Source organism: Anoxynatronum buryatiense (genome assembly GCF_900182905.1).
In the GTDB taxonomy this organism is placed as follows: Bacteria; Bacillota; Clostridia; order Peptostreptococcales; family Tindalliaceae; genus Anoxynatronum; species Anoxynatronum buryatiense.
The window spans coordinates 106624-132060 of the sequence record NZ_FXUF01000007.1 but is presented as its reverse complement, the minus strand read 5'-3'; the positions used below and the strand labels follow the sequence as shown (position 1 = coordinate 132060).

General features: G+C 50.5%; 20 protein-coding genes. 3 read left to right on the top strand and 17 right to left on the bottom strand.

The genetic code is table 11. From position 1 onward, the window contains the following. Position 1: 1 nt before the first annotated feature. The 5 genes from yycH to QOL74_RS10500 form a co-directional block, all read right to left on the bottom strand. Positions 2 to 1669, bottom strand: a complete 1668-nt coding sequence (gene yycH / locus QOL74_RS10520) for a two-component system activity regulator YycH (protein ID WP_283409431.1) — start codon at positions 1667 to 1669, stop codon at positions 2 to 4. A 7-nt stretch (positions 1670 to 1676) separates the two neighbouring features. Then, a complete protein-coding gene (locus QOL74_RS10515) occupies positions 1677 to 2222 on the bottom strand; it encodes a hypothetical protein (RefSeq protein WP_283409430.1) in 546 nt (181 codons plus the stop codon). Between the two features lie 460 nt (positions 2223 to 2682). Then, positions 2683 to 4506, bottom strand: a complete 1824-nt coding sequence (locus QOL74_RS10510) for a sensor histidine kinase (RefSeq protein WP_283409429.1) — start codon at positions 4504 to 4506, stop codon at positions 2683 to 2685. After that, complete coding sequence (locus QOL74_RS10505; protein ID WP_283409492.1) at positions 4499 to 5194, bottom strand: response regulator; 696 nt, start codon at positions 5192 to 5194, stop codon at positions 4499 to 4501. The genes QOL74_RS10510 and QOL74_RS10505 overlap by 8 nt, the downstream gene beginning before the upstream one ends. 714 nt (positions 5195 to 5908) lie before the next feature. Continuing rightward, positions 5909 to 7930 carry a LysM peptidoglycan-binding domain-containing M23 family metallopeptidase gene (locus QOL74_RS10500; protein WP_283409428.1) on the bottom strand — a complete coding sequence of 674 codons (2022 nt, stop codon included), beginning with the start codon at positions 7928 to 7930 and terminating at the stop codon, positions 5909 to 5911. A gap of 402 nt (positions 7931 to 8332) precedes the next feature. On the opposite strand from QOL74_RS10500, the gene QOL74_RS10495 reads away from it, so the two are divergent. Together QOL74_RS10495 and QOL74_RS10490 are read left to right on the top strand one after the other, a co-directional pair. Continuing rightward, positions 8333 to 9547, top strand: coding sequence for a DnaD domain-containing protein (locus QOL74_RS10495; protein ID WP_283409427.1), 1215 nt, complete (start codon positions 8333 to 8335; stop codon positions 9545 to 9547). Then, entirely contained in the window at positions 9544 to 10542 is a 999-nt protein-coding gene (locus QOL74_RS10490) for an ATP-binding protein (RefSeq protein WP_283409426.1), read from the top strand. Before QOL74_RS10495 ends, QOL74_RS10490 begins: the two co-directional genes overlap by 4 nt. 3 nt (positions 10543 to 10545) lie before the next feature. Here the strand turns inward: QOL74_RS10490 and QOL74_RS10485 are convergent, their stop codons facing one another. The 7 genes from QOL74_RS10485 to QOL74_RS10455 form a co-directional block, all read right to left on the bottom strand. After that, on the bottom strand, positions 10546 to 11829 hold the full coding sequence (locus QOL74_RS10485) for an adenylosuccinate synthase (RefSeq protein WP_283409425.1): 1284 nt from the start codon (positions 11827 to 11829) through the stop codon (positions 10546 to 10548). Positions 11830 to 12296: 467 nt separating this feature from the next. After that, on the bottom strand, positions 12297 to 12608 hold the full coding sequence (locus QOL74_RS10480; RefSeq protein ID WP_283409424.1) for a YbjQ family protein: 312 nt from the start codon (positions 12606 to 12608) through the stop codon (positions 12297 to 12299). Beyond that, a complete protein-coding gene (locus QOL74_RS10475; protein WP_283409423.1) occupies positions 12589 to 12813 on the bottom strand; it encodes a hypothetical protein in 225 nt (74 codons plus the stop codon). The genes QOL74_RS10480 and QOL74_RS10475 overlap by 20 nt, the downstream gene beginning before the upstream one ends. Positions 12814 to 13165: 352 nt before the next feature. Then, entirely contained in the window at positions 13166 to 14299 is a 1134-nt protein-coding gene (locus QOL74_RS10470; protein WP_283409422.1) for an FIST signal transduction protein, read from the bottom strand. Between the two features lie 119 nt (positions 14300 to 14418). Continuing rightward, positions 14419 to 15486: a response regulator gene (locus QOL74_RS10465; RefSeq protein WP_283409421.1), complete on the bottom strand. Its 1068-nt coding sequence runs from the start codon at positions 15484 to 15486 to the stop codon at positions 14419 to 14421. A gap of 3 nt (positions 15487 to 15489) precedes the next feature. After that, complete coding sequence (locus tag QOL74_RS10460) at positions 15490 to 16674, bottom strand: HDOD domain-containing protein (RefSeq protein ID WP_283409420.1); 1185 nt, start codon at positions 16672 to 16674, stop codon at positions 15490 to 15492. Further along, positions 16671 to 17981, bottom strand: coding sequence for a response regulator (locus QOL74_RS10455; RefSeq protein ID WP_283409419.1), 1311 nt, complete (start codon positions 17979 to 17981; stop codon positions 16671 to 16673). Before QOL74_RS10455 ends, QOL74_RS10460 begins: the two co-directional genes overlap by 4 nt. A 656-nt stretch (positions 17982 to 18637) precedes the next feature. On the opposite strand from QOL74_RS10455, the gene QOL74_RS10450 reads away from it, so the two are divergent. Next, entirely contained in the window at positions 18638 to 19567 is a 930-nt protein-coding gene (locus QOL74_RS10450; RefSeq protein WP_283409418.1) for a GTP pyrophosphokinase, read from the top strand. Positions 19568 to 20041: 474 nt separating this feature from the next. Here the strand turns inward: QOL74_RS10450 and QOL74_RS10445 are convergent, their stop codons facing one another. The 5 genes from QOL74_RS10445 to QOL74_RS10425 form a co-directional block, all read right to left on the bottom strand. Next, on the bottom strand, positions 20042 to 20248 hold the full coding sequence (locus QOL74_RS10445; RefSeq protein WP_283409417.1) for a DUF1858 domain-containing protein: 207 nt from the start codon (positions 20246 to 20248) through the stop codon (positions 20042 to 20044). Positions 20249 to 20351: 103 nt separating this feature from the next. Further along, on the bottom strand, positions 20352 to 21692 hold the full coding sequence (gene dnaB / locus QOL74_RS10440; RefSeq protein WP_283409416.1) for a replicative DNA helicase: 1341 nt from the start codon (positions 21690 to 21692) through the stop codon (positions 20352 to 20354). Positions 21693 to 21737: 45 nt separating this feature from the next. Beyond that, a complete protein-coding gene (gene rplI / locus QOL74_RS10435; RefSeq protein WP_283409415.1) occupies positions 21738 to 22187 on the bottom strand; it encodes a 50S ribosomal protein L9 in 450 nt (149 codons plus the stop codon). Continuing rightward, complete coding sequence (locus tag QOL74_RS10430; RefSeq protein WP_283409414.1) at positions 22184 to 24205, bottom strand: DHH family phosphoesterase; 2022 nt, start codon at positions 24203 to 24205, stop codon at positions 22184 to 22186. The genes rplI and QOL74_RS10430 overlap by 4 nt, the downstream gene beginning before the upstream one ends. Positions 24206 to 24315: 110 nt before the next feature. Beyond that, the gene (locus QOL74_RS10425; RefSeq protein ID WP_283409413.1) at positions 24316 to 25347 is read right to left on the bottom strand and encodes a YybS family protein; all 1032 of its coding nucleotides are present in this window, start codon (positions 25345 to 25347) and stop codon (positions 24316 to 24318) included. Between the last annotated feature and the right edge of the window lie 90 nt (positions 25348 to 25437).

Below are 25437 nucleotides of genomic sequence, written 5' to 3'. Positions count from 1 at the left end.
ATTACAACTCCCTTCCCGAAAGGGTAAAGGTATTGATGCGAACGCCCTCATGCGCATCGTAGTCATACACCCGGTTATTGATGATCAAACGCCAGACGGGGACCATCAGCTGACGCCGATGGGTGTCTTCCCTGTCCAGGTAGATGAGTTCAATGGATTCAATGGCCTGCAGAAGTTCATCGCCGCTGAGGCCGGATGCCGATGGAGATAATGCCGGCAATGTATCGAAATCAGGGTCTGATGATGGCGCTGGCATAGCTTCTGAAGGCGACTCTGAAGATGGTTCCTGTAAATTCGGTTGCGCCGTATTGGTTGGATTCACTGATTCAGTTGAGCCTTCCTGTTCCATCGCCGGCGGCAGCCCTTCTCTTTCAGGGTCTGCTGCAGTTTCAGGATCACGTGTTGTTTCGTTGCCGGGAGGGGTGGTGGTGTCAATGTCAGCGGCCATCTCTGCCAGCAATTGGTTAAAGTTTTCCTCCACCAGACGGTGGGGGGAGAGAATGCCGCTCTCCGGCAGTACTTCCGGCAGGCTCATGGGGCGGCGGATAAAGGTGCGGTAACTGCGCACACTGTTGCCATACACATCAATTTCCACCGGTTGCTGTTGCCGTGAAAGGGCCACCGGCAACTCCCGCAGACGGTAACTAAAGGTGAAACGATAGCCTCTCTGGTTGTTGTGTTCCAGAAGCTTCACTTCCTGCAAAACCAGATCTGCATTCAGCCCGCCATGGCGGGCCATGAAGAGAAGGGCTGTATCCAGTGCTTTGCCCACGCTGGTGCTCGACTGATTCCCGGTTTCGGCAGTATATTCCAGCCGTCCCCGGTTGGTGATGCGTACCTCCTGCTGCCCGTAACCGTACATGTAAATCCGGGTGCCGCCGGTTTCCTGAATGGTTTTCACAAAGTCAAAGTTTTCGTTGAAAAACCGGCCGGCCCACAGGTTCATTTGCTGATCGCTGCTGATATCCACTTCGCTTTCGGTGAAAAGGCGGGGCAGGTTGCTCTGGTGGGTGAGGGGCAGTAACACGTCATTGCCCGCATAGGAAAACAGCGGGTAGTATTTGACGTAACTGTTCACGGGAATGCTGTCCAGCAGTTCTCCCGGATCAATGGCTGCTGTCATTTGCTGTCGGGTAATCCGAAATTCGTAAGTGGTGCCGGCTTCATCCACCAGGTACAGTGTTCCCTGATAGCGACCGGGAATCAGCACCCGGGAAATCTGGCTGAGTACAGCCGTTACCTGGTTTTCCTGCTGATCATACAAGGTGGCCAGCAGGGCTGCCGGAAACCCTTCTGCAAAGTGAAGTTCAATGCTGCGGCTGCCCTTTACCTGCTGATAATCTTCATACGAAACAACCTGGACGGTGGGCTCGGAAATAAAGTGATCTTTCAGGATCACTTGAAGCTCCTGCCAGAACCTGTCCAGGTCTTGGGGTTTGATGAGACTGTAGTGGCTGTTTTCCACACCGCCGCCGAAGCCGGCAACAATGCTGACGGGCCGAATGATTCTGGCCCTTTCCTGTTCAAGGATTTCAGCTTCTTCCAAATAAGAAGCCTCCGAAGTGATAAGCTGCAGAGGCGAGTGGAACCAGACACGCTGGGTAAGCACCACGCTGGTGACGACAAGAAATGTCAGCAGCAGGCTTTTCAATTTTTCCTTATGCATCATGGGAGTCTCACTCCGTTGGCTGCGGAATCTCAGTGGTATTGGTCAACCGCCGAATCAGATCGGTGGCGGTGGTTTCCCTTACGTTACGGGTCAGTTCTTCCCGCACTTCTTCCAGGTCTTTCACGGTGATGCGACGTTCGATCACCAGTCGGTCTTCATCGGCTTCAGATTCCAGTGCACCGACAGGTGTTTCGGGCAATCCGTTCAGGTAGGTGGTGAGGAAAATGCGGTTCATACCCTTTTTCAGCTGCAGTTCCACCCACCCACGTTCAAGGGCTCCAATTTCAAAAATCATGGGCTCATAAAGGGCAGCGAAGTTATCTTCATCTGTCAGACTGGTGTTGTGAAACACTTCAACGGTGACGGTGCTTCCCTGGGGAGCACTGAATGAAAGCATGACAACTTCACGACTGGTCACCCGGTCTTTTTGGGGCACCAACACTTCGAAACCCGCGGCTGCGGCTTCCTGTTCATCTGTATTTGCAAATACCGGACCCACCTGTACACTCAGCATCAAGAGTACCAGTAAACCAGTTATGATCCATTTTTTCATGGGTTTCATCCTCCATCAGTTTCACACATCACCACAAGCATCCATCTATTGGCCGTCCAGCAGGTCACTGCCGCCGATCAGAAAATCATCTTGCTGAACGACTCATCGAAATCATCCACCGAATCCAGTGTATATTCTTTCAACGCTTTTTCAGTATCAACAATTTCATTATAGCGGATCGATGTTACAAACAGATTACAGCCGCGTTAAAATAGCGTGACACCCCATGACATTGTAACGAAAGGGCTTTTGTCTGTGTTGGCCTTTGCTTCGGCCCTATGTTGATGGTGACATGAATGGCAGAGACATTGATGATGATCCCGATGATTTTCACATGTTAACGATGCTTGTGATGGCACTTGTTGAAGGTGCTGATGAAGGTGCAAATGAAGATACAAATACGAATGAGGCGACCTGCAAAGAGACTCTGTCAAGGCCCTCATGATGTCCTCAGAGATGTTTAGGATGGTTGAGCAACCGCTTCTTTTTCAGAAGTTTCTTCTCCGGAATACAGGGGCAGGCGCATCACCACCCGGGTGCCTTTGCCCTCTCTGCTGTAAAGATGAATACTGCCACCGTGGGCTTCCACAATCTGCCTGGCAATGGAAAGACCCAGGCCGGTGCCTCCCATTTCCCGTGAACGGGCTTTATCAACGCGATAAAAGCGTTCAAAAACCCGGGGGAGATCTTGACTGGGAATTCCAATGCCATTGTCCTGAATGGTGAGGGAGATGGCGGCCTGTTCCCTTTCCAGGTAGAGGTGCAGATTCCCTCCGTCGGGGGTGTACTTGATGGCATTGCTGAAAAGGTTCAAAATCACCTGTTCGATGGCATCCTGATCACCAAAGGTAATCAGTGGTTGCTCCGGCGGATCATAGGTTACCTGGTGCTGCTTTTGCTGAAGGGGCTGGTCCAGGTTGCGAAGCACTTTTTCCATAAGGGCCCGAAGATTCACAGGCTGGGGCTCCCATTTCATTTGTTGGTAATCCAGGTTGGAAAGCTGAAGCAGTTCTCTGACAAGGCGGGTCATCCGGTCGGCTTCATCATTGATGACTTTTAGAAAACGCTGTTCCATGGCCGGGTCATCGATGCTGCCCTCCAGCATGGTTTCAGTATAGCTTTTTATGGTGGTGAGGGGTGTTTTCAGCTCGTGGGACACATTGGCCACAAACTCCTTGCGCATTTTTTCCAGTTTTTCGTGCTCAGTGATGTCCTGCAGCAGCAGTACCATCCCTTCTGCTTCGCCGGCCTCACTGCGGTAGGGTGCATAGCTGGCCCGCAGCTTGGTGCCGTCGGGCATATCCAACACCTCAACCCCGCTGAAATCCCGGTGTTCTTCCTGCAGCACTTTCAGCGACAGGGGCTGATTAATGGGCTGGAACAGCTGATCGAAGGTTTTGTTTTCTGCTTCTTCCCGGGTAAGGGAAAGCATGGCCAGCGCCCGGGAATTTATGTGAATGAGCGTGCCTTCAATGGTGGTGGCGATGACACCGTCGGCCATGTCGGTGAGGATGGTATCCAGCTTCTGCTTTTCGCTGGATACTTCCTGCAGCAAGGTTTTAAGCCGGGCGGTGAGGTAGTTGAACATGCTGGCCAACTGACCAATTTCATCGCTGGACTTCACTTCCACCACCTGGTCGAAATCGCCCCGGGCCATTTTGGAGGCTTTCACTGTCACGTCGCGTATGGGGCCGGTAATGCTGGAGGCTATAAAGTAGCCCAGCAGGATGGTAATGCCCAGGGCCACCAGCGTGGACCTGAGCATGATGAATTTGGACTGGTCGAGGGTTTGATAAATATCTCCCAGGTCTTTGCGAACGTAGACCACACCATTGATCCGGTTGTCTTCATCGTAAAGGGGAAACGCCATGTTTTTTGAGCTGATGCCCTGGGTGCCTGCCAGCACGTCTTTTTCCATATCATGGCCGTTGAGGGCTCCCAGAATCAGGTCTGGTTCCAGAATGTGGGTGGCGTTTTCATTGAGATAGGTCAGGTTGGTGCTGGCTGCGATGGTGAACCGGCTGCCTCTTTCAATCACATAGATTTCCATCCCCACCCGTTCATACAGGTTCAGGTTCTCCTGGGTTTCCTGGGGTTGGTTTTGCCAGTCAATGCTTTGCAGGGTGGTGGCCACGCTGCCGGAAATGGAAACGATGTTATTCCGTTCCACCCCCAGATGGTAGTTTTCAAACTGACGAATCATAAACAGGCCCACAATGACCATCGCCATGAAAATCAGCAGAAAGTAGATGGTGATGATCTTAATGCGGATACTTTTAAACATGCTGGGTCCTCCTGAAATAGTACCCCACACCCCGCTTGGTCATAATATACCGAGGGGTGCTGGCGTTGTCTTCCACCTTTTCCCGCAACCGGCGTACTGTCACGTCCACTGTGCGAATATCTCCGTAGTATTCGTACCCCCAGACTTCCTTTAACAACTGTTCCCGGGTAAAGACTTGTTCCGGCTGCAGTGCCAGAAAGCGAAGGAGCTCAAATTCACGGATGGTCAGTTCAATGACCGTTTCTTCTTTTTTTACTTCATATTTGCCCAAGTCTATGCTGAGGGGACCTGCCACCACTTTTTCCTGAGAATCTCCCTCCGCCGGTCCCACCCGCCGCAGGTTGGCCTTGATGCGCGCCAGGAGTTCCCGCATACCAAAGGGTTTGGTGATGTAATCATCGGCTCCCATTTCAAGCCCCAGCACCTTGTCCACTTCTTCTTCTTTGGCAGTAAGCATGAGTATGGGAAAGTTGTGATGTTCTCTCACTTTGCGGCACACCTGGAAACCATCCATTTTGGGAATCATGAGATCCAACAGCATCAGGTCGGGCTGAAAGGTGCGCACTTTCACCAGGGCGTCTTCGCCGTCGCCGGCGATTTCAGTCTGATAGCCTTCTTTTTCAAGATTAAACTTAATGATATCGGCAATGTTCCGTTCATCTTCCACAATGAGAATGCGGGTTTTCATGACCGTCACCTTCCTTTTCTCCCTGCGGGTGATTTACCGCCGGTGCCTTGTTCTTATGAGCATCATACCAGAAATCAGTCATAAAAAAAAGTAGGCCGGCCGCTTTCTCAACCCACCGCCTTCTGATGGCTGCCTGGCGCATTGTTTTGCCGATAGCCCTTCCACCATCTTTTTGAACTGCTGCTTCACCATTTCACCAGTGTCTGCTCCCGGCGTTTTCCGGGCATACAGAACAAAACCGCCTGCGGCGGGTTTTCAGTGGATAGGTGATAGGGAATAGTGAATAGAAAAGGAAAGCCCACATCAACGCCTAGAAACCACTTTATCCACAGCTATTTTGCGCATGCTGTTTCCTATACCAAAAAACCCCGGCTGTGGCCGGGGTTTCAGACTGTAGACAAAATAAGATGAAGACAAGGGATCTGGTAAAGGACAGCCTTGGAAATCTTGTCAGTGTTTTTTCGAAAAGGGGAGAAAACCGCCAGTGTCTGCTGTTTGAGCGCAGCGAGTTCAGGCGCTGTTTTCGAGACTTTCGACTAAAAACACACAAGATTGGAATCAGCTGGCCTGGCCAAAGCCCTTTGTCTTCAATCTCAAACCCCGGTTGTGGCCGGGGTTTTTTGTGTTTGAATATTTTATCGATGGGTGTGTCATGCTTTGCATGTGCCATTCTTCGATTGATGGGTATTGCCTGGGTTGGCTGATCTGATCGATTTAGTAGTTGACAAATCCCAGAGGATTCACGGGAGTGCCGTTTTTACGCACTTCAAAGTGAAGATGCGGCCCAGTGCTGCGGCCGGTAGTGCCGATGGTGCCAATAAGCTGGTCTTTATGAACCCGTGTGCCTGCTGAAACAGACATGGTGTTCAGATGGGCGTAGTAGGTCTGGTAGCCATTTTCATGGTCAATGATCACCAGCTGCCCATAGGCGCCTCTGGTTCCAGCAAAAGAAACTTTACCGGCATCGGCGGCTTTCACCGCTGTTCCCCGGGAATTGGCAATGTCTATCCCGGTATGCCGCGAACCGCCCCGCATGCCAAAGGGAGAGGTGAGGCGTCCCCGGGTGGGATTCATGAATGTGCCAGTGGCCATGGTGGCTGGCCGTGGCAGGGTTCCCACCGCCACCACCCGTGTGGTGGGCTCGGAAATCCGGTTTTCTTCCAAAATTTCCCGCTCAGCTTCCCGGCCATTTTCCCGGACAAGATAGGCTTTGATTTCATGAAAGCCTTCTTCCCCCTGGGTGGTAATGCGCCGGTCTCCCTGATAAAGGCTGTCTGACTCCACTTCTTCGGTTTCAAAGGGAATGGCCTCTGCCAGTTCTGCGTATTCGCGGGTGCGCACCGTCAGATAAGGCGTCGGCACAATTAGATTCAACTCCTGACCAATGCTCAGTCGTTCTGATACCAGCCCCGGATTGGCGGCTTCTATTTCTTCCACTGTCATCTCATTTCGGTTGGCAATCAGCCAGGTGCTTTCGCCCGGCTGCACTTCATGCACTTTGATTTCATTGGTGCCTGTTTGGAGGTACTGCAGTGCTTCCTCCATGTCCCAAATATCTGATAGATCGGCTGCCAGTTCTGTCAGTTCAATGTTTTCAGAGAATCCGGTTTCCAGGTACTCCACTTCAGGGTCCAGGTAGGGTTCCATAACCTGACCCAGCAGATTTTCAGCCAACTGACGGCTGGGGAGGATCACCAGCGGTTCTCCGTCAACGGTGAGGGCCGTGGCCTTCACCTTGATGCCCAGTTGATTTTTCAGTGCGGTAATCAGCGCTGTCTGCGAGGTGAGTTCCTCGTCGGTTGCTTTCACTTCCAGCCATTCCCGGGTGTCGGGTATGTATGCTTCCATCCCATACAACTGGCGCATTTCACGTTGCAGGGTTTTCACTGCTTCGTCGAAGGCTTCATCAGCCTCCCGAACAATCCCCAGAGATTTTCCATCCAAAGTCAGTTCGTAGGCAACCAGGCTTTCCTGGTAACTGTTGTAATAGCTGTTTCCGGCAACAAACGCGATGGCTGCCACAGCGATTCCCGCCACGGCCAGTTTCACCTGTTTTTTTCGGAAAAGCATGACGGCCATTGCCACCCACGGGTTCTCTTCTTTTACCTGAGCGGCTGTTTGATGTTCGCCTGAATCAATTGATTCGATTGATTCAGCAGATGCTGCAAGGGTTTCAGGGAGGGCTGTTGCGCCTCCATTTTCTGGTATCTCAAGCGTTTTTGAAGTCTCCAGCGTTGCTGCTCCCGGCATGATTCTCTGAAGGCTTGATGCCATTTTTGATGACAGCTGCTTAAAAGCAGGCTTGACCTGAGCTTTCATGTCAGCCGCCTTTTTCAGGGTGCCGGCTTTCGCTTTTCTCAGTGTGATGGCCGCGAGCTCTTTCAGCCCGACCAGATACAGTATTGCTTTTTCCTGTATGGGAGTGGCCGACGCTTTCCCCATGGGTTTTCTTTTTTTCCGAAGTTCCTGCAAGCGTGCCGCCCCGTCTGCCTCAAGCCTTTGTTGAGCCTGGGTCTGCCGCACATTGTTCTTTGCGGGTTCCTGTACGCTTTTTTGTACGGTTTCTTGTGCAGATGCCTGCAGGGTTTCCTGTGCAGCTTCTTGTATGGTATTCCGCAGGACTTCCTGTGCCTCAGTTTCCTGCACATGTTCCTGTACGGCTTTCATTTCTTGATTTGGTGAATCTTGAATCCAGTCACCCTTTTGTTTCTTTCCTGGACGATGACGCTTGGACATGCCGCTATCCCCTCCCGGTTGATACAAATGTCCTGTGCTTCTTTGCCCGGTTGTTCTCACTGGTGATGTGCCCGGTGTCTGGCACCGGTGAAACACGTAATGCAGCCATGCCTCTTGTGATATGGCTGCCACACGAAATCATTATATCCTACCAAAGTCCCGGCAACAATACAGAACGTGTGTTTCTGTGCTTATGATGGTCTTGTTGCAACGATTCCAGCGTTAGGCAACACTCGGCAGCCTTCTTTTTTGCCGGAAGGATTTCTCCTCCCCTGCCCTGTGATATAATGAGGGAAAGCTGTCTTTATGATTAGATGCGTCATGATTAGATACGCCGCAAAACCCCCTCCTGTGACCGTGAGTGGGTTTGAACCTTAAATGATGTTTTTAGGAGTGATACCCATGCCTTTTCGACTGGAAAAAACACCGGTGGACCTTCATGATACCCCGGTGGAAAATCTCTTTCTTGATTTGTATATGCCCCCGGCTCCGGGTGACTTTGTCAAAGTGTATCTGCTGGGATACCGCTACGCCCTGGAAGCTTCTGAGGGGAAACGCTTCACCTCCCGCACCCTCGCCACCAATCTGAATCTTCCTCTTCAGCAGGTGCTGGAAGCCTGGCAGTACTGGGAAGATAAAGGCCTGGTGCGCCTAACCCACCCTGCGGGGTCATCTGCAGGCTTTCCCGGAAAATCACCGTCGGAAGCACCAAATGATGATGCCGGCAGTGTGCCCGGTGATATCCCCGGCGACGGTTCCGGTAATGTGCCGGAAAATCCTCCGCTGCCGGAGCCTTCTGTGGAGTTTCTTTCCCTAAAGACGCTTCATCTGAAGCACACCCCCCAGGTAACGTCGCCAGCCGTTGATTCCGAGACTCCCCCGCCCCACACCACCACTCCGGCTGAATTGCTGGAAGCCAATGAACGGGAAAGCTTTCGCCAGTTCTTTGCTGCCATCAACCGCCTGATGCAGCGCCCCCTGGTTCCCAATGAAGAAATGCAGGTGCTTGACTGGCTTCACCATTTCAAAGTGGAGAAGACAGTGGTGCTCATGGCCTTTGAATATGCTGTGCGTCAGAAAGAAGTGCGCAGCGTGCCCTATGTGGCCGGCATTGTGCGCAACTGGGCCGACGAAGGATTTCTCAGCGGGGAGCAGGTGCAGGCTTTTCTTGACTGCATGCAGCTGCGCTACCGGCAATATGACCAGGTATTTAAGGCCCTGGGCTTTCACGGCCGTCTCCCCTCCGATGCAGAAAGCCGCCTGATGGACCAGTGGCTGGATGCCTTCGGCTTTTCCATGGACATGATTTTAAAAGCCTGCGGATTCTCCGCCGGCACCGCCAAACCAAGTATTAAGTACATCCACGGGATTCTGGACCGCTGGCAGAAAGAAGGGCTGGCAACCCCTGAAGCCGTTGACCGCCACGAAGCCGACCGGCGCCGGCAGGCCGCTGAAAAGACAGTTGCCAAAGATGCCGGACGGCGTGTCACAAGCCCTCCCATAAAAAAAACCGGCTTTCATTTGCCTGAGAGCCGGGGAAAAGATTATTCCAACGATGAACTGGAAAAAATTCTGTTGGGCCGCAAACGCAGACCCCGTAAGGAGGATGATCAATGAGACGGTCCGCCGTGGTACAGGAAATCATGAAGGACTATGAAAAAAAGCGGCGAATGGCCCAGCGGCGCCGGGAAGAAAAGGTGCAGGCCATTTATGAAATGGTACCGGAGCTGGAAGCCCTGGAATCTCAAATGACCCGTCAGGGCCTGGCCATCAGCCGCGCCCTGCTGTCTGATCCCCAAAACCAGCAAAGGCTGATTCATCAGCTGGAGCAGGAGATGAACCGCCTTCAGGAACGGCGCAGTGCTCTCATGAACTCCCATCATCTCACCGAAGCCGACTTTCAACCCCACTGGTCATGCGCCCACTGCCAGGACCGGGGGATTTTGAAATCAGGGAAGCATTGCAGCTGTTTCAAACAGCAACTGATTAACCAGGCCTATCAGATGAGTAATCTGGCGGGTATTCTGGCGAAGGAAAACTTCAAAACCTTCCGCATTGATTTATTTTCAGAAAAGGAAATCCCGGAGGAAGGGCTTTCTCCCCGGGATAATATGCTGCAGGTGTTGCAGGAATGTGAAGGCTTTGTCTTTAATTTTGATGAACCCAATGAAAAAAACCTGCTTTTTTACGGCCCCACGGGGCTGGGAAAAACCTTTATGGCCAACTGCATTGCCAAAGCCCTGCTTGACCGGGAAAAAGTGGTGATTTACCAGACCGCCATCAAGCTGATTCATCTCCTTGAAAATCACCAGTTCGGCCGGGAAGGCACCCCTCAGGATTCCCAGGTGCTCACCCGTCTTTTTGACTGTGACCTGCTGATCATCGATGATCTGGGCACTGAGCTTACCAATACCTTCACCAATGGCCAGCTTTTTCAGATTATCAACACCCGCCATCTGGAAGGAAAGAAAACCCTGATTTCCACCAACCTGCCACCGGGGGAACTGATGGTGCGTTACGACGACCGCATCTGCTCCCGCCTTTTTGCCTATTACAGTTTTGTGAAGTTTTTCGGCAAAGATATTCGGTGGGAAGGCAGGGGTGCGGTTTAAAAACTAAATCATGGCTTCCCGCACAATGGTCTGGCTTCTTTTGGGGCCCACAGAAATCAGCTTGACAGGAACACCGGTGAAATCTTCAATGGTTTTCACATAGGTCTTGGCTTCTGCCGGCAGGTCTTCAAAGGCAGTGATGCCGGTGATGTCGGTTTTCCAGCCCTTCAGGGTCTGGTAAACCGGTTGGCAGCGGTCGAGATCTGCCAGGCTGGCGGGGAAATGAGTGCTCACCTGGCCATCCAGTTCATAGCCGGTGCAGAACTTGATTTCATCGAACTGATCCAGCACATCCAGCAGCATGAGGGCAATCCCTGTCATGCCGTTGATGCGGGCCGTGTAGCGTAGCATGATGCCGTCCAGCCAGCCGCAGCGGCGGGGGCGTCCGGTGGTGGTGCCGAATTCATTGCCTTTGATGCGAATGGCGTCACCGGTGGCGTTATCTTCCTCTGTGGGAAAGGGGCCTTTCCCCACACGGGTGGTGTAGGCCTTGACGATGCCCACGACTTCATCGATTTGATTGGGCCCGATGCCCGCACCGGTACAGAAACCGCCTGTGGTGGGGTGAGAGGATGTGACGTAGGGATAGGTGCCCAGGTCAATGTCCAGCAGTGCTCCCTGTGCACCTTCCAGCAACACTTTTTTCCCTGAGTCCAGTGCTTCATGAAGCAACCGGTTGGTGTCGGTAATGAAAGGCGCCAGCTTCTCTCCATAGGCCTGGTAGGTTTCAAAAATAGCCTGGGGATCGAAGCCCTCTGTTTCATAGATTTTTTCCAGAATGGCATTTTTGCGGGCCACCTGTTTGGCAATGAACTTCTGAAGCCGTTCCGGTCGAAGCAGCTCGCCCACCTGAATGCCGGTGCGTTCGATTTTATCCATGTAGCAGGGCCCAATACCCCGCTTGGTGGTGCCGATGGACTCTTCGCCCCGGGCTTCTTCCTGCAGTTCGTCAATGCGCTTATGGTAAGGGAAAATCAGATGCGCCCGTTCGTCAATGAACAGGTGGCTGATGGTGACTCCCTGAGATTCCAGTTTTTCGATTTCTTTCAAAAACCCTTCCGGGTCGAAGACGACGCCGTTGGCAATGAGGTTCAGGGTACCGTCATAGAGCACGCCGGAGGGCATCAGATGAAAGGTGTATTTGGTATCTTCCACCACCACTGTGTGACCGGCGTTATTGCCTCCCTGGGCACGAACGATGACTTCGGCCTGGCTTGCCAGATAATCAATTACTTTTCCTTTTCCCTCGTCGCCCCACTGGGCTCCTACGATGGCTGTTGTCGACATGATTCCCACTCCTTTCAATGCATCCTCATCCTATCACAGACAGGCAAAATGGGTCAATATAAATGTGAATGTTTTTTGTAAAATTCGATTAGTTGTTCTGTTATCGTCTGTAATTAATATGGTTTTCATCCAGTATCATTCATTTTTTATCCCATTGACTGCCGCTTCAATCATTCCAGCATTCCATCATTTATCATTCCGTCCACCGATGTTCTTTCCAACGAACGAGCTGTGCTCTCAGTGGTGCTTAACGGAACTCTCGAACATCACCCTTATGGCCTCTATAGATATTGTGGATCTTGTGGACGGTTTTAGGTCATCTCCCCTTTGTTTCACATGAACAGACAAACACCCTCCAAATGATTTCCAATTGTTGTCAACACAACAATCAGATGCCATTTAAAGGGTGTTGGCACCGACTTTCACAAATGCCTTCAGGCACTCACGTTTGTGGAGCTTGCCCCGGTCTACCGAAACCGGACGGCGGTTCCATACACCAGGATCTCTGCTGCTCCCTGCATCACAGCCGCAGAGGTGTACCGTACGTTGATGACGCCATCGGCTCCCATGGTCTGGGCTTCTTCAACCATTCTTTTGGTGGCTTTCGCCCGTGCTTCGTTCATCATTTCTGAATAGGCCGTCAGCTCTCCGCCCACCAGCCCTTTCAGGCCGCTCATGATGTCTTTGCCCACATGTTTGGCCTGAATCACAGAGCCCTTCACCATTCCCAGGGTTTCCAGTTCTTTTCCAGTGATAAAATCAGTATTGACGATAATCATCATCTTCCTCCTCTTTCAGTTCTTTCAGCCGTTCCACCAAAACCCGCAGGGCCATTCCCATGAAAAGCAGAATGAACAGCAGCCCCACCACTTTGAAAACAGTGACGGGGAAAGCGCCCTGGGGAATCATGAGGATGCCAAATCCATAAAACCCCAGCCAGATGAGAATAACACCAATGATCAACAACGGTATCAGATATTTCATCAACCCTCACCACCTCTTTTCACGGTGTTCCTTTACCTGCACATTGCGTTTAATGCCTTTATGACGCGCGCTTGCCTGCAGCGGGGCATCGGTTTTTATGTGCAGCTGTTTCCTAATGCTCTTAATGTTGCCTTTGATGCTGCCCTCTGTACGGCCTATATCTTACTGCATGTCTTAACGTATATCTTAACGAAAAAACCATCAAAATGTTTCTGTTTTTTTTAAAAGTGGTCCGCTGACTGATTGCTGGTGTGGACGGGCTTACAAATACTTATCTGAACCGCTTCTGATCAGTTTTCACTTTGTTTTTCTTTACTTGTTTTCTTTACTTGTTTTCTTTGCTTTTTTTCTTTTACTGAAGAAGGGCTGTGATGATGGTTTTGTTGTGAAAGGCCAGATTGTCGCTGCGCAGATTGGCAAATTCTCCCAGTGTCAGGGCTCCCATCACTGTCGCTTCTGTTTTGACAATTTTCAGTTCTTCCTCAAAGTCATGGTTTAAGTACAGCACCCTGGAAATACAGTCGATAACAAGCATGGCTACAGCTGTTTCAGCCTGTTGGCCGGTGACAGTTTCGAAATTGATCTCAGCGTTTTTTCTGGCTGCCGCCGCTCCCTGCAGCAATGACTCCCGGTCGCCTCTGAGTACGTGGATAATGGCATTCACCGGCACGTCTCCCACACAGATCAGGTCTTTCTCTGAGTTGGTTGCGATGGGGTCACGCACGATCATTTCCAGATTCATGTTCATGATTCCCAGCGGGTAGTTTTTGGCCAGGTGAAAAAAATCATACTCCTGAAAACTGTTACCCGAAAGGCTCTCCACCATCTCCTGATAGACTTCAAACGCCGGCTGCCAGTCAATTGAAATGATTCGGTTACCCTCAGCGGCCGTTATTTTATGGGGTTCCGATATGGGCTCCCACCCATGGGCGACACCCACACCGCTTTTTTGACGAACAAGGGCCAGCACAGCGGCATTTTCTTTCAATCCTTCCGATGTAAAGATGCAGGGCCTTTGAATGAACTGGAGGGATCCTGCACCACCCCCGATGTAGTTGGGCATGGCACCCAGAGACTGAAACAGACTGTCCCGCAGTGTTTCGATGCACCCACTGAGCCCGTCGGCGAAGATGAACATGGTCTGCTCCCGCAAATCTTCTTTTTCGTAAGCGTTTTCTATGACTTGCCTGATGGCGGCGGAATCGTTTTTAAGATCATCAATGGCGACGGTTTTCAGCGGGCAGGTAAAGCCGGCGGCAAGGGTTCCCTTTGATATCTTTTCAGCTTCATAAATAATTTCAGGGAAAACGCCTCCCCACAGAGGTTTGATGCAGTTTAACAGCAAGGAGTCTACTTTTTCAGGGGTGAACTCGTTGGATTCACAAGCAAAAATCATAACCCCTGTGACATTTTCTTCCTGACACAATGTCGTTAACAGGGCGTTCAGGCCCTCAACGGAACCCTCCCTGTCAAACATTATTTTCATCTGTACCGCCTCTTTTCATCGTTGAATCAGCTCCCGTGTATCTTTGCCGCTGTTCGATTGTGATTGGAACTTCCATTTTGGAACCGGCATTTTGGAACTGCGATTTTGAAAATCGTCATTTAAGAAGGTTCTTTCAGGGGTGTTGTCATTTTCATCACCAGATGATGCGCTTCATTAACTGCTGAAAAATGAATCTCAACAGTTTCCAGCGCTTTTCCAAGAACCATGTTCAGGTACTGGATGCAGTCGGGGTCTATCTGGGCGGCCTCTCCTTCTCCCAGGGGGATTCGCAACAGGCAATGAAAAATATGATGGCTGGGTTGAGTGGTCTCCAGAAGAATTGGCTGATCCCGGAGGGTTGGCGGCAGCATGTCCAGGATCATCTTCATCCCACCGGCCATCAGCCTGCCGTCGGTACTGCCCGGTACTGGTCTTTTTTCCACTTCCCCGGTTTTCTTTTCTGCCGGCAACCTGCCGGTTGTCACCTTTTCCAGGGAAAATGACCGGCTCAGCTCAGTTCTTAACCACGCTTCCAGTTCGTCAGCTGTTTGTTGATCTGCCTGCATCAAAATGATTTTTTCTAAAGTCTGGAAAAACACGGGCTGTTGCTCCAGCATGGCCCTGATTCCGGCGCTTTCGGTGTGTTGATGACGGTGTGCATATTCAAGCATCTTTTCTGCCAAAGCGCCCACCAGTTGTACTTGTTTTTGGGCCGTTGCCACCCGTCCTGTCATGGTGGCCAGCATGTTGCGGTATACTTTGTTCCGGTTTTCCAGGTCATGTTTCAGTTGCTCGTGCTCTTTTTTCATGCGGTAATAGGCCACTGCCTGTTGAATAATGACTTTAAACTCTTCTTCCATTTTCCATGGTTTCGTGATGAATTTAAAGATGTCCACCGTATTAATGGTGGCCAGAATCTGCTGAATCTGGGTGTATCCTGAAAGTACAATCTTAACGGTATCAGGCGATACTTTGGTCACCTCCTGCAGCAGTTTCAACCCTGTCATTTCAGGCATGCGCATATCAGTGACAATGACGCTGATGGTTTTTTCCTCCAGAATGACCAGCGCTTCTTTCCCGCTGGAGGCAAAGTAGCAGGTATAAGGTTCGTCCATCATTCCCCGCTTAAGGGAACTGAGCACATTGATTTCATCGTCTACAAAAAGAACGGCATCTCGTTGATCCATGGGTTAAGCCTCCTCTTCAAGGGATATACTCTCCAGGCTTTTTTCAAAGTGCTGTTGATTCACGCCCAGGTAATCAAAAACCCGATCGTCATACCCGTCGTATTGGGGAAACCCCAGCAGCTGATGGGAATATCGGTTAACCAGATGAACGGCTGCTGTCACTTCAGTGTTGATCACCCGGTGATCAAAAGGCGCATGGTGATACAGGGCGGCCTCCACCACCGGGAAGGGGAAGTTCCACCAACTGAGGAGATACCCGCCTGCTTCCATGTGTGTGTTGCCATAGGCCTGCCGTTCACATTCCTCCAGGGCCAGTTTCTTTTCATCGGCTTGCAACAACAGGGTTGCGTAACCTTCTCCAAAATGTCCCAGTAAAAACATGACGCCGATGTTGTGAAGGAGGGCTGCCGGTATGTTGTTTTCAGGCATCTTGTGGTTTAGATGATGTTGGTAGAGATGATGATAGAGCCGATGGGAAAGGGCTGCCTGTTTCCAAAGACGCTGCATGAGCGAACGTGCATGATGACTTCCCTGGAAGAATCCGATAATGGCGGTGGACCTCACCAGATGGCGGGTGTGTTTCAGCCCGATGTAAGTCACCGCCTTATGCAGGGAGCCTGTTCGCGCTCCGTAATAGGCAGAATTGGCCAGTCGAAGTACTTTGCTGGCAATGGCAGAGTCTTTTTCAATATAGGAGGCAATCTTGGAAAGGTCGCTCTCATGATCCATGGCCCGTATGATTTCCCAGTAGGCATCTTCGATGGTTGGCAGAAAAGAGGCATTGTTGATTATCTCCAGCAACTGGGAACTGTTGAGAAGGTCATAGGTTTCAAAAATCTGGCGAAGGGTTTCCATCAGTTCTTCATTTTTCCAGGGTTTGAAAAGATACACTTTTACCGTATTATCTTCCAGTGCCTTCAACACCACGTTCTCCTCTGAATACCCGGTGAGCATTATTCGAATCACGTGGGGATACCGCTCTTTGACAATGTTGAGGAACTCATACCCGTCCATTTCAGGCATGCGCATATCACTCATTACCAGATTGATGGTTTCTTTCTCCAGTATTTCCAGCCCCTGCTGTGCACTGAGGGCAGACAAAACCCGATAGTCAGTGTCCATTAGCAGTCGTTCCAGGGAACGAATCACTTGCCTTTCATCATCTACCAGCAGAAGGGTTCTTTTCATTCCTTTTCCTCACTTTCCTGATAATCATGAATGGGCAGCAGGATATCGAAGATGGCACCCCTTCCCGTTTCGCTGTGGGCTGCTAACATGCCCCCGTGCTTATTGACAATGATATCGTAAGAAATGCTGAGTCCCAGCCCGGTGCCATCGCCCACTTTTTTGCTGGTGAAGAAGGGGTCGAAAATTCGGCTCAGGTACTCTCTTGGAATCCCCGGCCCATTGTCGCTGATGATGATATTGGCTTTATCTTCCGTGCGCCCCAGCCCGATGGTAATCCGTCCCCGCTCCGGCTTTTCCTGGTTTCGGATGGCTTGTATGGCATTGTTCAGGATATTCACCAGTACCTGCCCGATTTGTCCCTGATTGCAAAACACCTCGATTTCATCCTGCTCCCGGAAGATCACATCGGCCACGTATTTGGATTCATTTTGAAGCATCATCATGCTTTGGTGTATTAAGTCGTTCAGGATAACCCATCCCTTTTCGTCGTGGTCACCGCTGCGGGCAAAATTACGCATGGTTTTAACAATGGTCGCCACTCGCTGCACACCCTCCTGGGTGTCTGCCATGAGACCTTCAAGGTCTTCCATGATGATGCCCAGCTTCTGTGTTTCATAGCTGTCGGCCAGTTGAACGGCCAGGGCTTCCGATGGGATGTGTTCACTTTTCTCAAGTGCTTCCTGCACTTCACGGCACTGGTGGATGTAGTGTGTCATCTTTTGAAGATAACTGTTCAGTGTCTCCAGGTTACTGCTCACATAACCGATGGGATTGTTGATTTCGTGGGCCACGCCTGCCGCCAGCTGGCCAATGGCTGCCATTTTTTCTGAGTGAACCAGGGCAGCCTGTGCCATTTGAAGTTCCATGTTGACCCGTCGAAGCTCATTGTTATGTTCTTTAATTCCATGGATCAGCTGCTTTCTTTGCTGTTGATCTTGAATGCTCTTAATGGCGTGATTGAGACGGGAAGTCAGTTCCACCTTGTTGAAAGGTTTCTTCACGTAGTCATTGGCTCCCAATGCGTAACAGGTCTGAAAAATATCGTCGTCATCCAGTGCCGTGAGCATAATAATCTGCAGGTCATCGCTGCTGAGTTTCTCCCGGAGGCTTTTCAACAGATCCAGGCCGCTGATCTCCGGCATGGTGATATCAAGAAGCAGCACGTCAATTTCTTTCTCATTGACTAGCTTCTCCACCTGCCTCGGTCGCTGGCACTGGTAAATTTCATATTGGGGATAGGTTTGATGCAGGATGCTTGTGACAAAATGAAGATTTAAAGGCGCATCATCCACCACCAGTATTCTCATGCCCATCACTCCTCTCACTGGTTGTCTTTTCAAGGGTTCTTTTCATGGACCTCTTTTCAAGGTTCTCATTTCAAGTTTTCATTTCAGTTGCTGTTCATCGTCACCTTCAGCCGACCTGTTTTTACAGTTTCTGCGTCTTTTGCTTTTTTGGTGTCGCTAGCGTCTTTTACCTTTTTTCAGTGGATCTGCCTTGTCTTCAGATCCCTTTCCATCTGTTTTATTTTCTGCTGGATGTTTTTCCCATATTTTCCATATCGTTGCTTCATTGGTTTGCTTTTCGGTGCGCTTTCCCATCGATGTCTATGCAAAACAGGGATTCGTTCATTCATGGTTCATACGCATCTGCTATTCTGGTGATGATCTCGAAATGGCATCTTTTGATCCATCACCATTGATGAAACGTTTTTGTCTCTTTCTCGTCATGTTGATTGAATGCCCCTTTTTTCCAGTTTTCTAACACTTTTTACATGCCCCTGGCTTTTTTTCTGGCTGTGGCACCCGTTCGAGATTTTGTTTGTAATGTCTACTGGTGATGTCTGCTCGTCATTTCCATTTGGGATGATGTGCATTATTTCTGTTGGAGATATGATTTTCCTGGAAATAACAGTCTGATACTGTGCGCAGCGCTTCGATGCCCACAAAAGGAGTTGACTTTATTGATTAACATAGAACAGGTGAATGCTGAGCAAATGAGAACCTTTCAAAAATCCCTTACCCGGTTTATGATGTACTACCGTTTCGGGCTGGAAGAAGTGAACACCAAAATTAATATTCTGAAACAGGAATTTGAATATGTGCATGACTATAACCCCATTGAACATGTCAAGTCCCGGCTGAAAACCCCCGAAAGCATCATCAACAAGCTGCAGCGCAAGAATTACCCCTGGTCGGTGGAATCCATTCGTGAGAACATTCGTGACATTGCCGGTATTCGCATCACCTGCTCCTTTGTTCCAGACATCTACCGGGTGGCCGGCATGCTGATGCAGCAGCAGGATATCACGGTGCTGGATTACAAAGACTATATTGAAGAACCCAAACCCAACGGATATCAAAGTTTACATATGATTCTTCAGGTCCCGGTCTTTATGTCAGACCGCATGGAGAAAGTTTTTGTGGAAGTTCAAATTCGAACCATTGCCATGGATTTTTGGGCCAGTCTGGAACACAAAATCTATTATAAATATGAACGGGAAGTGCCCCAGCAGCTGAAGGATGACTTAAAGGAAGCTGCTGATACAGTGGCCCAGCTGGACAGGAAAATGGAGCAGATTCATCAGGAAATGCTTCGGCTGAAGGCTTCTGATGACGAGATGCTGCTTCAGCAGGAACCTTCTTCTGATTTGGTGGGAAAGTCGGAGGATCGCCGTACCGGAGAAATGAATACCGGAGAAGCCGGTGATGAAAAGGCATGTGCCGGGAAAACGTGTTCGGAAAAGGAAGACGCTGGCAGAATCAGCACCGATGCCAAGGGTCTTACTGTGACACCGGCGAGCACAGCATCAAATACGCCGCTCTCCGGCAACAGCTTCACATTGCCGGCAGAGCTCTTCAGCCTGCTTTTCAGCACTTCTGATCAATCATAGCTGTCATCATTTCACTTTGTTTTTTGCCTGTTGTCTAAAGCGAAAAAACCACTGCTTCACAAACAAGAACAAAACTGCCTACAGCAGTTTGAGGCTGAAGACAAAGGGATTTGGACTGGCCAGCTGATTCCAATCTTGTGTGTTTTTAGTCGAAAGTCTCGAAAACAGCACCTGAACTCGCTGCGCTCAAACAGCAGGCGCTGGCGGTTTTCTCTCCTTTTCGAAAAAACACTGACAAGATTTCCAAGGCTGTCCTTTACCAAATCCCTTGTCTTCATCTTATTTTGTCTACAGTCTGAAACTGCCTACAGCAGTTTTTCAGTTAATAGGTGATGGGGAACCGTGAGTAAGAAGCTTAAAGCCATTACCAAAACGTTATCCACCACTTTTTTGCATGTGCTATTTCCTATACCAAAACAAACCCGGCGAGTGATTCCCGCCGGGTTTTGTGATGTCTGCCTATAGTTGGGGGTGTTATGCGTTGCTTTCCAAAAATTGGTTCAGTTCATTGACAAGTACATCAACATTAATGCCGTGCACCTGACCGGCATCATGAATGCTCTCCATGGTTGCCCCTGGGCATCCCAGGCAATGCAGGCCATGTTTCATAAAGATGGGGGCCACGCCCGGATCCAACTTCAGGACTTCCATAATGGTCATTTCATGTGTCACCTTCGCCATGTTATCCCTCCTTCAGGCAGTGTTCCTGCCTGTGAAATCCATACTAAACCAGTCAACATTATTGTAGCACAGAACCCGCCTTCTGACAACAGGCTGCCGCTTCTTAACTGTCATATCTGGAAAGATCGGCAAACTTCTGGTATTCTCCCATCCAGATCATTTCAATGGAACCGGTTTCGCCGTGACGGTGCTTGGCCAGAATCACTTCGGCAATGTTCTGCTTTTCACTTTCTTCGTCGTAGTAGGCATCCCGGTATAAGAACATGACCACATCGGCATCCTGCTCAATGGCACCGGATTCACGAAGGTCTGAGAGAATGGGCCGGTGATCAGACCGCAGCTCGGGTGCACGTGAGAGCTGTGAAAGCGCAATCACCGGACAATCCAGTTCTTTGGCCATGATTTTCAGGTTTCGGGAGATACTGGAGATTTCCTGCTGACGGTTTTCGCTGCGGGTTTCTCCCTGCATCAGCTGCAGATAGTCAATCAGCACCAGGTCAAGGCCCTTTTCCATTTTCAGCCGTCGGGATTTTGACCGCATTTCTGTGACTGAAATGCCTGCTGAATCGTCGAAATGGATCTTTGCCTGGGAGAGGGGCACCATGGCCTGGGCAATGCGCTGCCATTCGTCTTCGTTGAGACGGCCACTTTGAATTTTTCCCAGATCCACCATGGATTCAGCCGCCAGTATACGCAGGATCAGCTGTTCCTTTGACATCTCAAGGCTGAAAATGGCGACAGAAGCATCACCCTTCATGGCCGCGTTTTGCGCCAGGTTCAGGGCAAAAGCAGATTTTCCCATGGCGGGACGGGCTGCCACCAGAATCAAATCTGACGGATGAAAGCCGTTAAGCTTGTGGTCAAGGTCGTTGAAGCCGGTGGTGAGCCCGGTGATGGCTTCTTTGTTTTCGTACCGCCGCTCAATTTCGTCGAAGGTGGTGCCCAGCAGGTCTTTAATGTGGGTGAACCCTTGACGATACCGGCTTTGAGTGATATCGTAAATGTTTTTCTGGGCCTGCTCAATGAGTTCCTGCACTTCCACCTCGGGCCGGTACCCCAGCTGCATGATATCCCGGGAAGAATGGATGAGCCGGCGCACCACTGCCTTTTCTTCCACCAGCTTGGCATAGTGTTCCACATGAACCGTCACCGGTACATTGGAGGTGAGGCTGGACAGGTAGGGGATTCCTCCCACCGCCTCCAGGGTTTCACGGGCTCGCAAAGCTTCTGTGAGCGTGAGAAGGTCCACCGGCTCTTCCTTGCCAAAAAGACCGACCATGGCTTCGAAAATCTCCCGGTGAGCTTCTTTATAAAAATCTTCGGGTTTCAGAATTTCCAGCGCCACATAGACGGCATCCCGGTCCATGAGCATGGCTCCCAGCACCGACTGTTCGGCTTCGACACTGTGAGGCGGTACCTGTGCAAAGTTGGCGAAAGCTTCCATGGCTCGACTCCTTCTTCTTGATCCGTCAACTGATCTCTCAGGTGATTAGTTTTCCGCCTGCACTTTTACCTTCAACGTACCGTTGACTCCCGGGTACACCTTTACATCCACCAGGGTTTCTCCCAGTTCTTTGATGGGGTCGTTCAACACAATTTTTCGTTTGTCCAGGGCAATATGATGCTGCTTTTCCAGGTTTTCGGCAATTTCTTTATTGGTGATGGAACCAAAGAGCCGGCCACCCTCCCCTGATTTGGCCGTGAGTGTGACAGTAACCTTCGACAGCCGTTCTTTCAGTTTTTCAGCTTCGGCAAGTTCATCGGCCTTGCGTTTGGCTTCAGCCTGCTTTTGTTGTTTCACATTATTCAGGTTGCCGGTACTGGCCTCCACCGCCAAGCCTTTGGGCAACAGAAAATTACGGGCATAACCGTCACTGGCATTTACCACATCGCCGGTTTTTCCAAGACCTTTTACATCTTTTTGCAGGATGACTTTCATGATGTTTCCTCCTTTTCCTCATTCAATGCCTCTGAGATGGCCTGAATCAGTTGTTCTTTAGCTTCTTCAATGGTGATATTTTCCAACTGGGCTCCGGCAACGGTCATGTGGCCGCCGCCCCCCAGTTTTTCCAGGATGACCTGCACGTTGATTTCACCCAGTGACCGGCCGCTGATAAACACCTGGCCTTCGGTATTGATGCCCAGCACAAAGGAAGCTTTGGCTCCCCTGATGGCGAGCATTGAATCGGCGGCCTGGGCGGCCACCAGCTGGGCGTGACTGGAATGGTCGTCGCTGATGGCAATGGCGATTTGATCCATCATCATTTCAGCCTTTTTGATAACTTCTGCACGGGAGACAATGGATTCCAGGTCATCCTGAAACATCTGCCGCACCATGGTGGTGTCAGCACCGGCCCGGCGCAGGTATGAAGCTGCCTCGAAGGTGCGGACGCCTGTTTTAAAGGTGAAGTTCTTGGTATCCAGGGCAATGCCGGCCATCATGGCTTCTGCCTCCAGGGTTTCCAGGGTCATTTTGTCGTCCATGTAATAGAGAATCTCCGTCACCATTTCACAGGTGGAGGAGGCGTAGGTTTCGTGGTAGGTGAGCAGGGTGTTTTCAATAAAGTCGGTGCTGCGGCGATGATGGTCGATGACCACCACCCGGTCGTTGTTCTCCAGCAGTTCAGGGCACTCTGTGTAGGCCGGCCGGTGGGTATCCACCACCACCACCAGTGTGCGGGCTTTTCCTTTGATCCGCATGGCTTCGGCGCAGGTAATGATAGCCTTCTGGTAGACTTCTTTTTCCATCATCATGTCATAGAGCACTTCGATGGAAGGGTTACTGCCGCTCATCACCACATAGGCGTCTTTTTTTCGGTTACGGGCTGCCCGGTAAATGCCCAAGGCAGCGCCCAGGGCATCCAGATCTGGTTGCTTGTGGCCCATCACCAGCACCTGGTCTGCCTGCTCCATCAACTGACGCAGGCCGTAGGCAATGACCCGTGCCTTCACTTTGGTGCGTTTTTCCACAGCCCGGGTTTTTCCGCCGTAAAACTTGATATCATCTTGCCGTTTCACGGCTGTCTGGTCACCGCCGCGGCCCAGGCACAGATCTTTGGCCGTGTTGGCATAGGCCAGGGTTTCCTGAAAATCTTTCCCCATGGAACCCACACCAATGCTCAGGGTGGGGGGAATATGGTTGCCGGCCTGTATTTCCCGAATACTGTCCAAAATGTCAAACCGCTTGGCTTCCAGCTGTGCCAGCTGGTGATATTCGAAGATGACTATATATTTATCCTGTTCATATTTGCGAATAACGCCTTTTACCTGTCCTGTCCAGCGGTGAAGCTGCTGGTCGATTTCGGCAATCACTTTCGACCGGTTGGCTTCATCGGTGCTTTTGATGGCTTCGTCGTAGTTGTCCACCTGTACCAGTGCCAGCACCAGTTTTTCACTGTTGTATTTTCGCTTCAGATTTTCATAAGGGGTGGTTTCAAACCAATAAAGAATCATCAGGTGCTCCGCGGTTGCAGATTTATCGCGTTTCACCACATTGGCCACCACTTTGAAGCTTCTGTTTCCCACCTTCACCTGAAGCAGCTCTTCGTTTTCTTTTTCCAAAAGTTCCTTCAGATGAAAATCTGGCAGCAAATCATCCAGCTTTTTTTCCAGCAGCTCTGTCTGATGATTTTCTTCCAGTATGTCGGCAAATTTACGGTTGTACCAGGTGATGGTACCGTCAATGTCCAGCATGGTTAAGGGAATGGGCATGGAAAGAATGGATTCCCGGGTGGCCGTATCCACATCTGCCGACAACCGCTCGATGTAACGGGTCCATTCCTGACGCTTGATATTGCTCACCCGCAGGTTATACACCAGCAGGTATACCAGCAGAAAAACCCCCACCACGGCAATGGCCTGATTGTACCAGGCCAGAATGCCAATGAGCAGGGTAATGATGATCATGTAGATACGGGTATCGGGAACAAAGAACTGTAACAGGCTGCTTTTTTTCATAAAGCCGCTCCTTTAAATGGACTGCTTATGAGGGGACACTTGCCTTTAACTTTCTTTCACTGGTTCATCCTGTCGAATCCAAACTTCCTCATTATCTAATCTGAATTTCCTCATTTGCTGACAGTGAGTTTTCGAAAGTCTGCCAGCACATCCACCAGCCCCAGCAGTGAAATCAGAGTGATCATGGGGCTGAGGATCACCAGGATCACCAGAATGACCAGCCGCACCCATTTGGGAACCCGGGTGCCTTTGATCCAGTAGCTGATGAGAGAAATTCCCTGCATGAAGAAAATCATGACTGCTATCAGCGTAACATTGGCCAACAGGCTTATATGGTTGATTCCGTGAATGAACTGCGAACCCCAGGACAAAGCCATGAGCAGAAAAACACCGGAGACCACGTGCCCCGGAAGCCGGAACCTGCTGAACTCGGGTAACGGTTCTTCAGAAGGGGTAAACCGGCGGAGAACCGCCATGGTGAGGTAGTAGTTCACAAAAGCCCCAAAGAGAGACTGGATGAGAATGAGCCCCGGAAACACCAACAGCAGGTAGTGGACGGCTTCTTCCAGCGCCACCACCTCAAGGTTCATTTGCTGCAGCGCGGCTGCCTGCTGTTCCATGATACCGGTGATCATCTGGCTGATCTCCAGAGTCAGCTGGATGCCGCTGGCCATGGCAATGAGCTGCATCATGGTAAAAATGGCGGCGGCAGAGCCAACGGCACCAATGAAAATCACTTCATGGGGCTCTTTTCGGTGACGAATCCACCAGCCCATGGCCAGGGCCATTGGGCCAAAGATCACCAGGGCAAAAAGACTGTAAATCACCCCTGTCAGAAGACCAATGATCAGTGTCACCATCACCAGCGCAAAAAAGGCGTAACGACTCCCCCTGCGCACAGCCAATACCATGAAGGGCATGGGAATCAGTGCCAGGAGAATGGATAACAGGGGAATATAAAAGGTGCTCACCACAAAAATGGAGGTGAGGGTGGCAATCATAGCTGTCTCGGTGAGGGCTTTACGGTTTTGATGAAACTCCATGCCTGGCAGCTCCTTTGCTTCTGTGTTTCTTTTTCTTTTTTCCTTGCTGGCTTTCGTCTGTTGATTGGTGCCGTTTGACTGATCAGATGCCACGTGCATCATCAATACTCATTGTTGACGGTTGCATGTTTGAGATGCTTGTTTGAGATGCTTGTTTGAGATGCTTGTTTGAGATGCTTGATGTGTTTG

Excerpts from the sequence above, each read along its gene's own strand:
- yycH (WP_283409431.1), bottom strand. The coding sequence starts at position 1,669 with ATGATGCATAAGGAAAAATTGAAAAGCCTGCTGCTGACATTTCTTGTC.
- QOL74_RS10515 (WP_283409430.1), bottom strand. The coding sequence starts at position 2,222 with ATGAAAAAATGGATCATAACTGGTTTACTGGTACTCTTGATGCTGAGT.
- QOL74_RS10510 (WP_283409429.1), bottom strand. The coding sequence starts at position 4,506 with ATGTTTAAAAGTATCCGCATTAAGATCATCACCATCTACTTTCTGCTG.
- QOL74_RS10505 (WP_283409492.1), bottom strand. The coding sequence starts at position 5,194 with ATGAAAACCCGCATTCTCATTGTGGAAGATGAACGGAACATTGCCGAT.
- QOL74_RS10500 (WP_283409428.1), bottom strand. The coding sequence starts at position 7,930 with ATGTCCAAGCGTCATCGTCCAGGAAAGAAACAAAAGGGTGACTGGATT.
- QOL74_RS10495 (WP_283409427.1), top strand. The coding sequence starts at position 8,333 with ATGCCTTTTCGACTGGAAAAAACACCGGTGGACCTTCATGATACCCCG.
- QOL74_RS10490 (WP_283409426.1), top strand. The coding sequence starts at position 9,544 with ATGAGACGGTCCGCCGTGGTACAGGAAATCATGAAGGACTATGAAAAA.
- QOL74_RS10485 (WP_283409425.1), bottom strand. The coding sequence starts at position 11,829 with ATGTCGACAACAGCCATCGTAGGAGCCCAGTGGGGCGACGAGGGAAAA.
- QOL74_RS10480 (WP_283409424.1), bottom strand. The coding sequence starts at position 12,608 with ATGATTATCGTCAATACTGATTTTATCACTGGAAAAGAACTGGAAACC.
- QOL74_RS10475 (WP_283409423.1), bottom strand. The coding sequence starts at position 12,813 with ATGAAATATCTGATACCGTTGTTGATCATTGGTGTTATTCTCATCTGG.
- QOL74_RS10470 (WP_283409422.1), bottom strand. The coding sequence starts at position 14,299 with ATGAAAATAATGTTTGACAGGGAGGGTTCCGTTGAGGGCCTGAACGCC.
- QOL74_RS10465 (WP_283409421.1), bottom strand. The coding sequence starts at position 15,486 with ATGGATCAACGAGATGCCGTTCTTTTTGTAGACGATGAAATCAATGTG.
- QOL74_RS10460 (WP_283409420.1), bottom strand. The coding sequence starts at position 16,674 with ATGAAAAGAACCCTTCTGCTGGTAGATGATGAAAGGCAAGTGATTCGT.
- QOL74_RS10455 (WP_283409419.1), bottom strand. The coding sequence starts at position 17,981 with ATGAGAATACTGGTGGTGGATGATGCGCCTTTAAATCTTCATTTTGTC.
- QOL74_RS10445 (WP_283409417.1), bottom strand. The coding sequence starts at position 20,248 with ATGGCGAAGGTGACACATGAAATGACCATTATGGAAGTCCTGAAGTTG.
- dnaB (WP_283409416.1), bottom strand. The coding sequence starts at position 21,692 with ATGGAAGCTTTCGCCAACTTTGCACAGGTACCGCCTCACAGTGTCGAA.
- rplI (WP_283409415.1), bottom strand. The coding sequence starts at position 22,187 with ATGAAAGTCATCCTGCAAAAAGATGTAAAAGGTCTTGGAAAAACCGGC.
- QOL74_RS10430 (WP_283409414.1), bottom strand. The coding sequence starts at position 24,205 with ATGAAAAAAAGCAGCCTGTTACAGTTCTTTGTTCCCGATACCCGTATC.
- QOL74_RS10425 (WP_283409413.1), bottom strand. The coding sequence starts at position 25,347 with ATGCACGTGGCATCTGATCAGTCAAACGGCACCAATCAACAGACGAAA.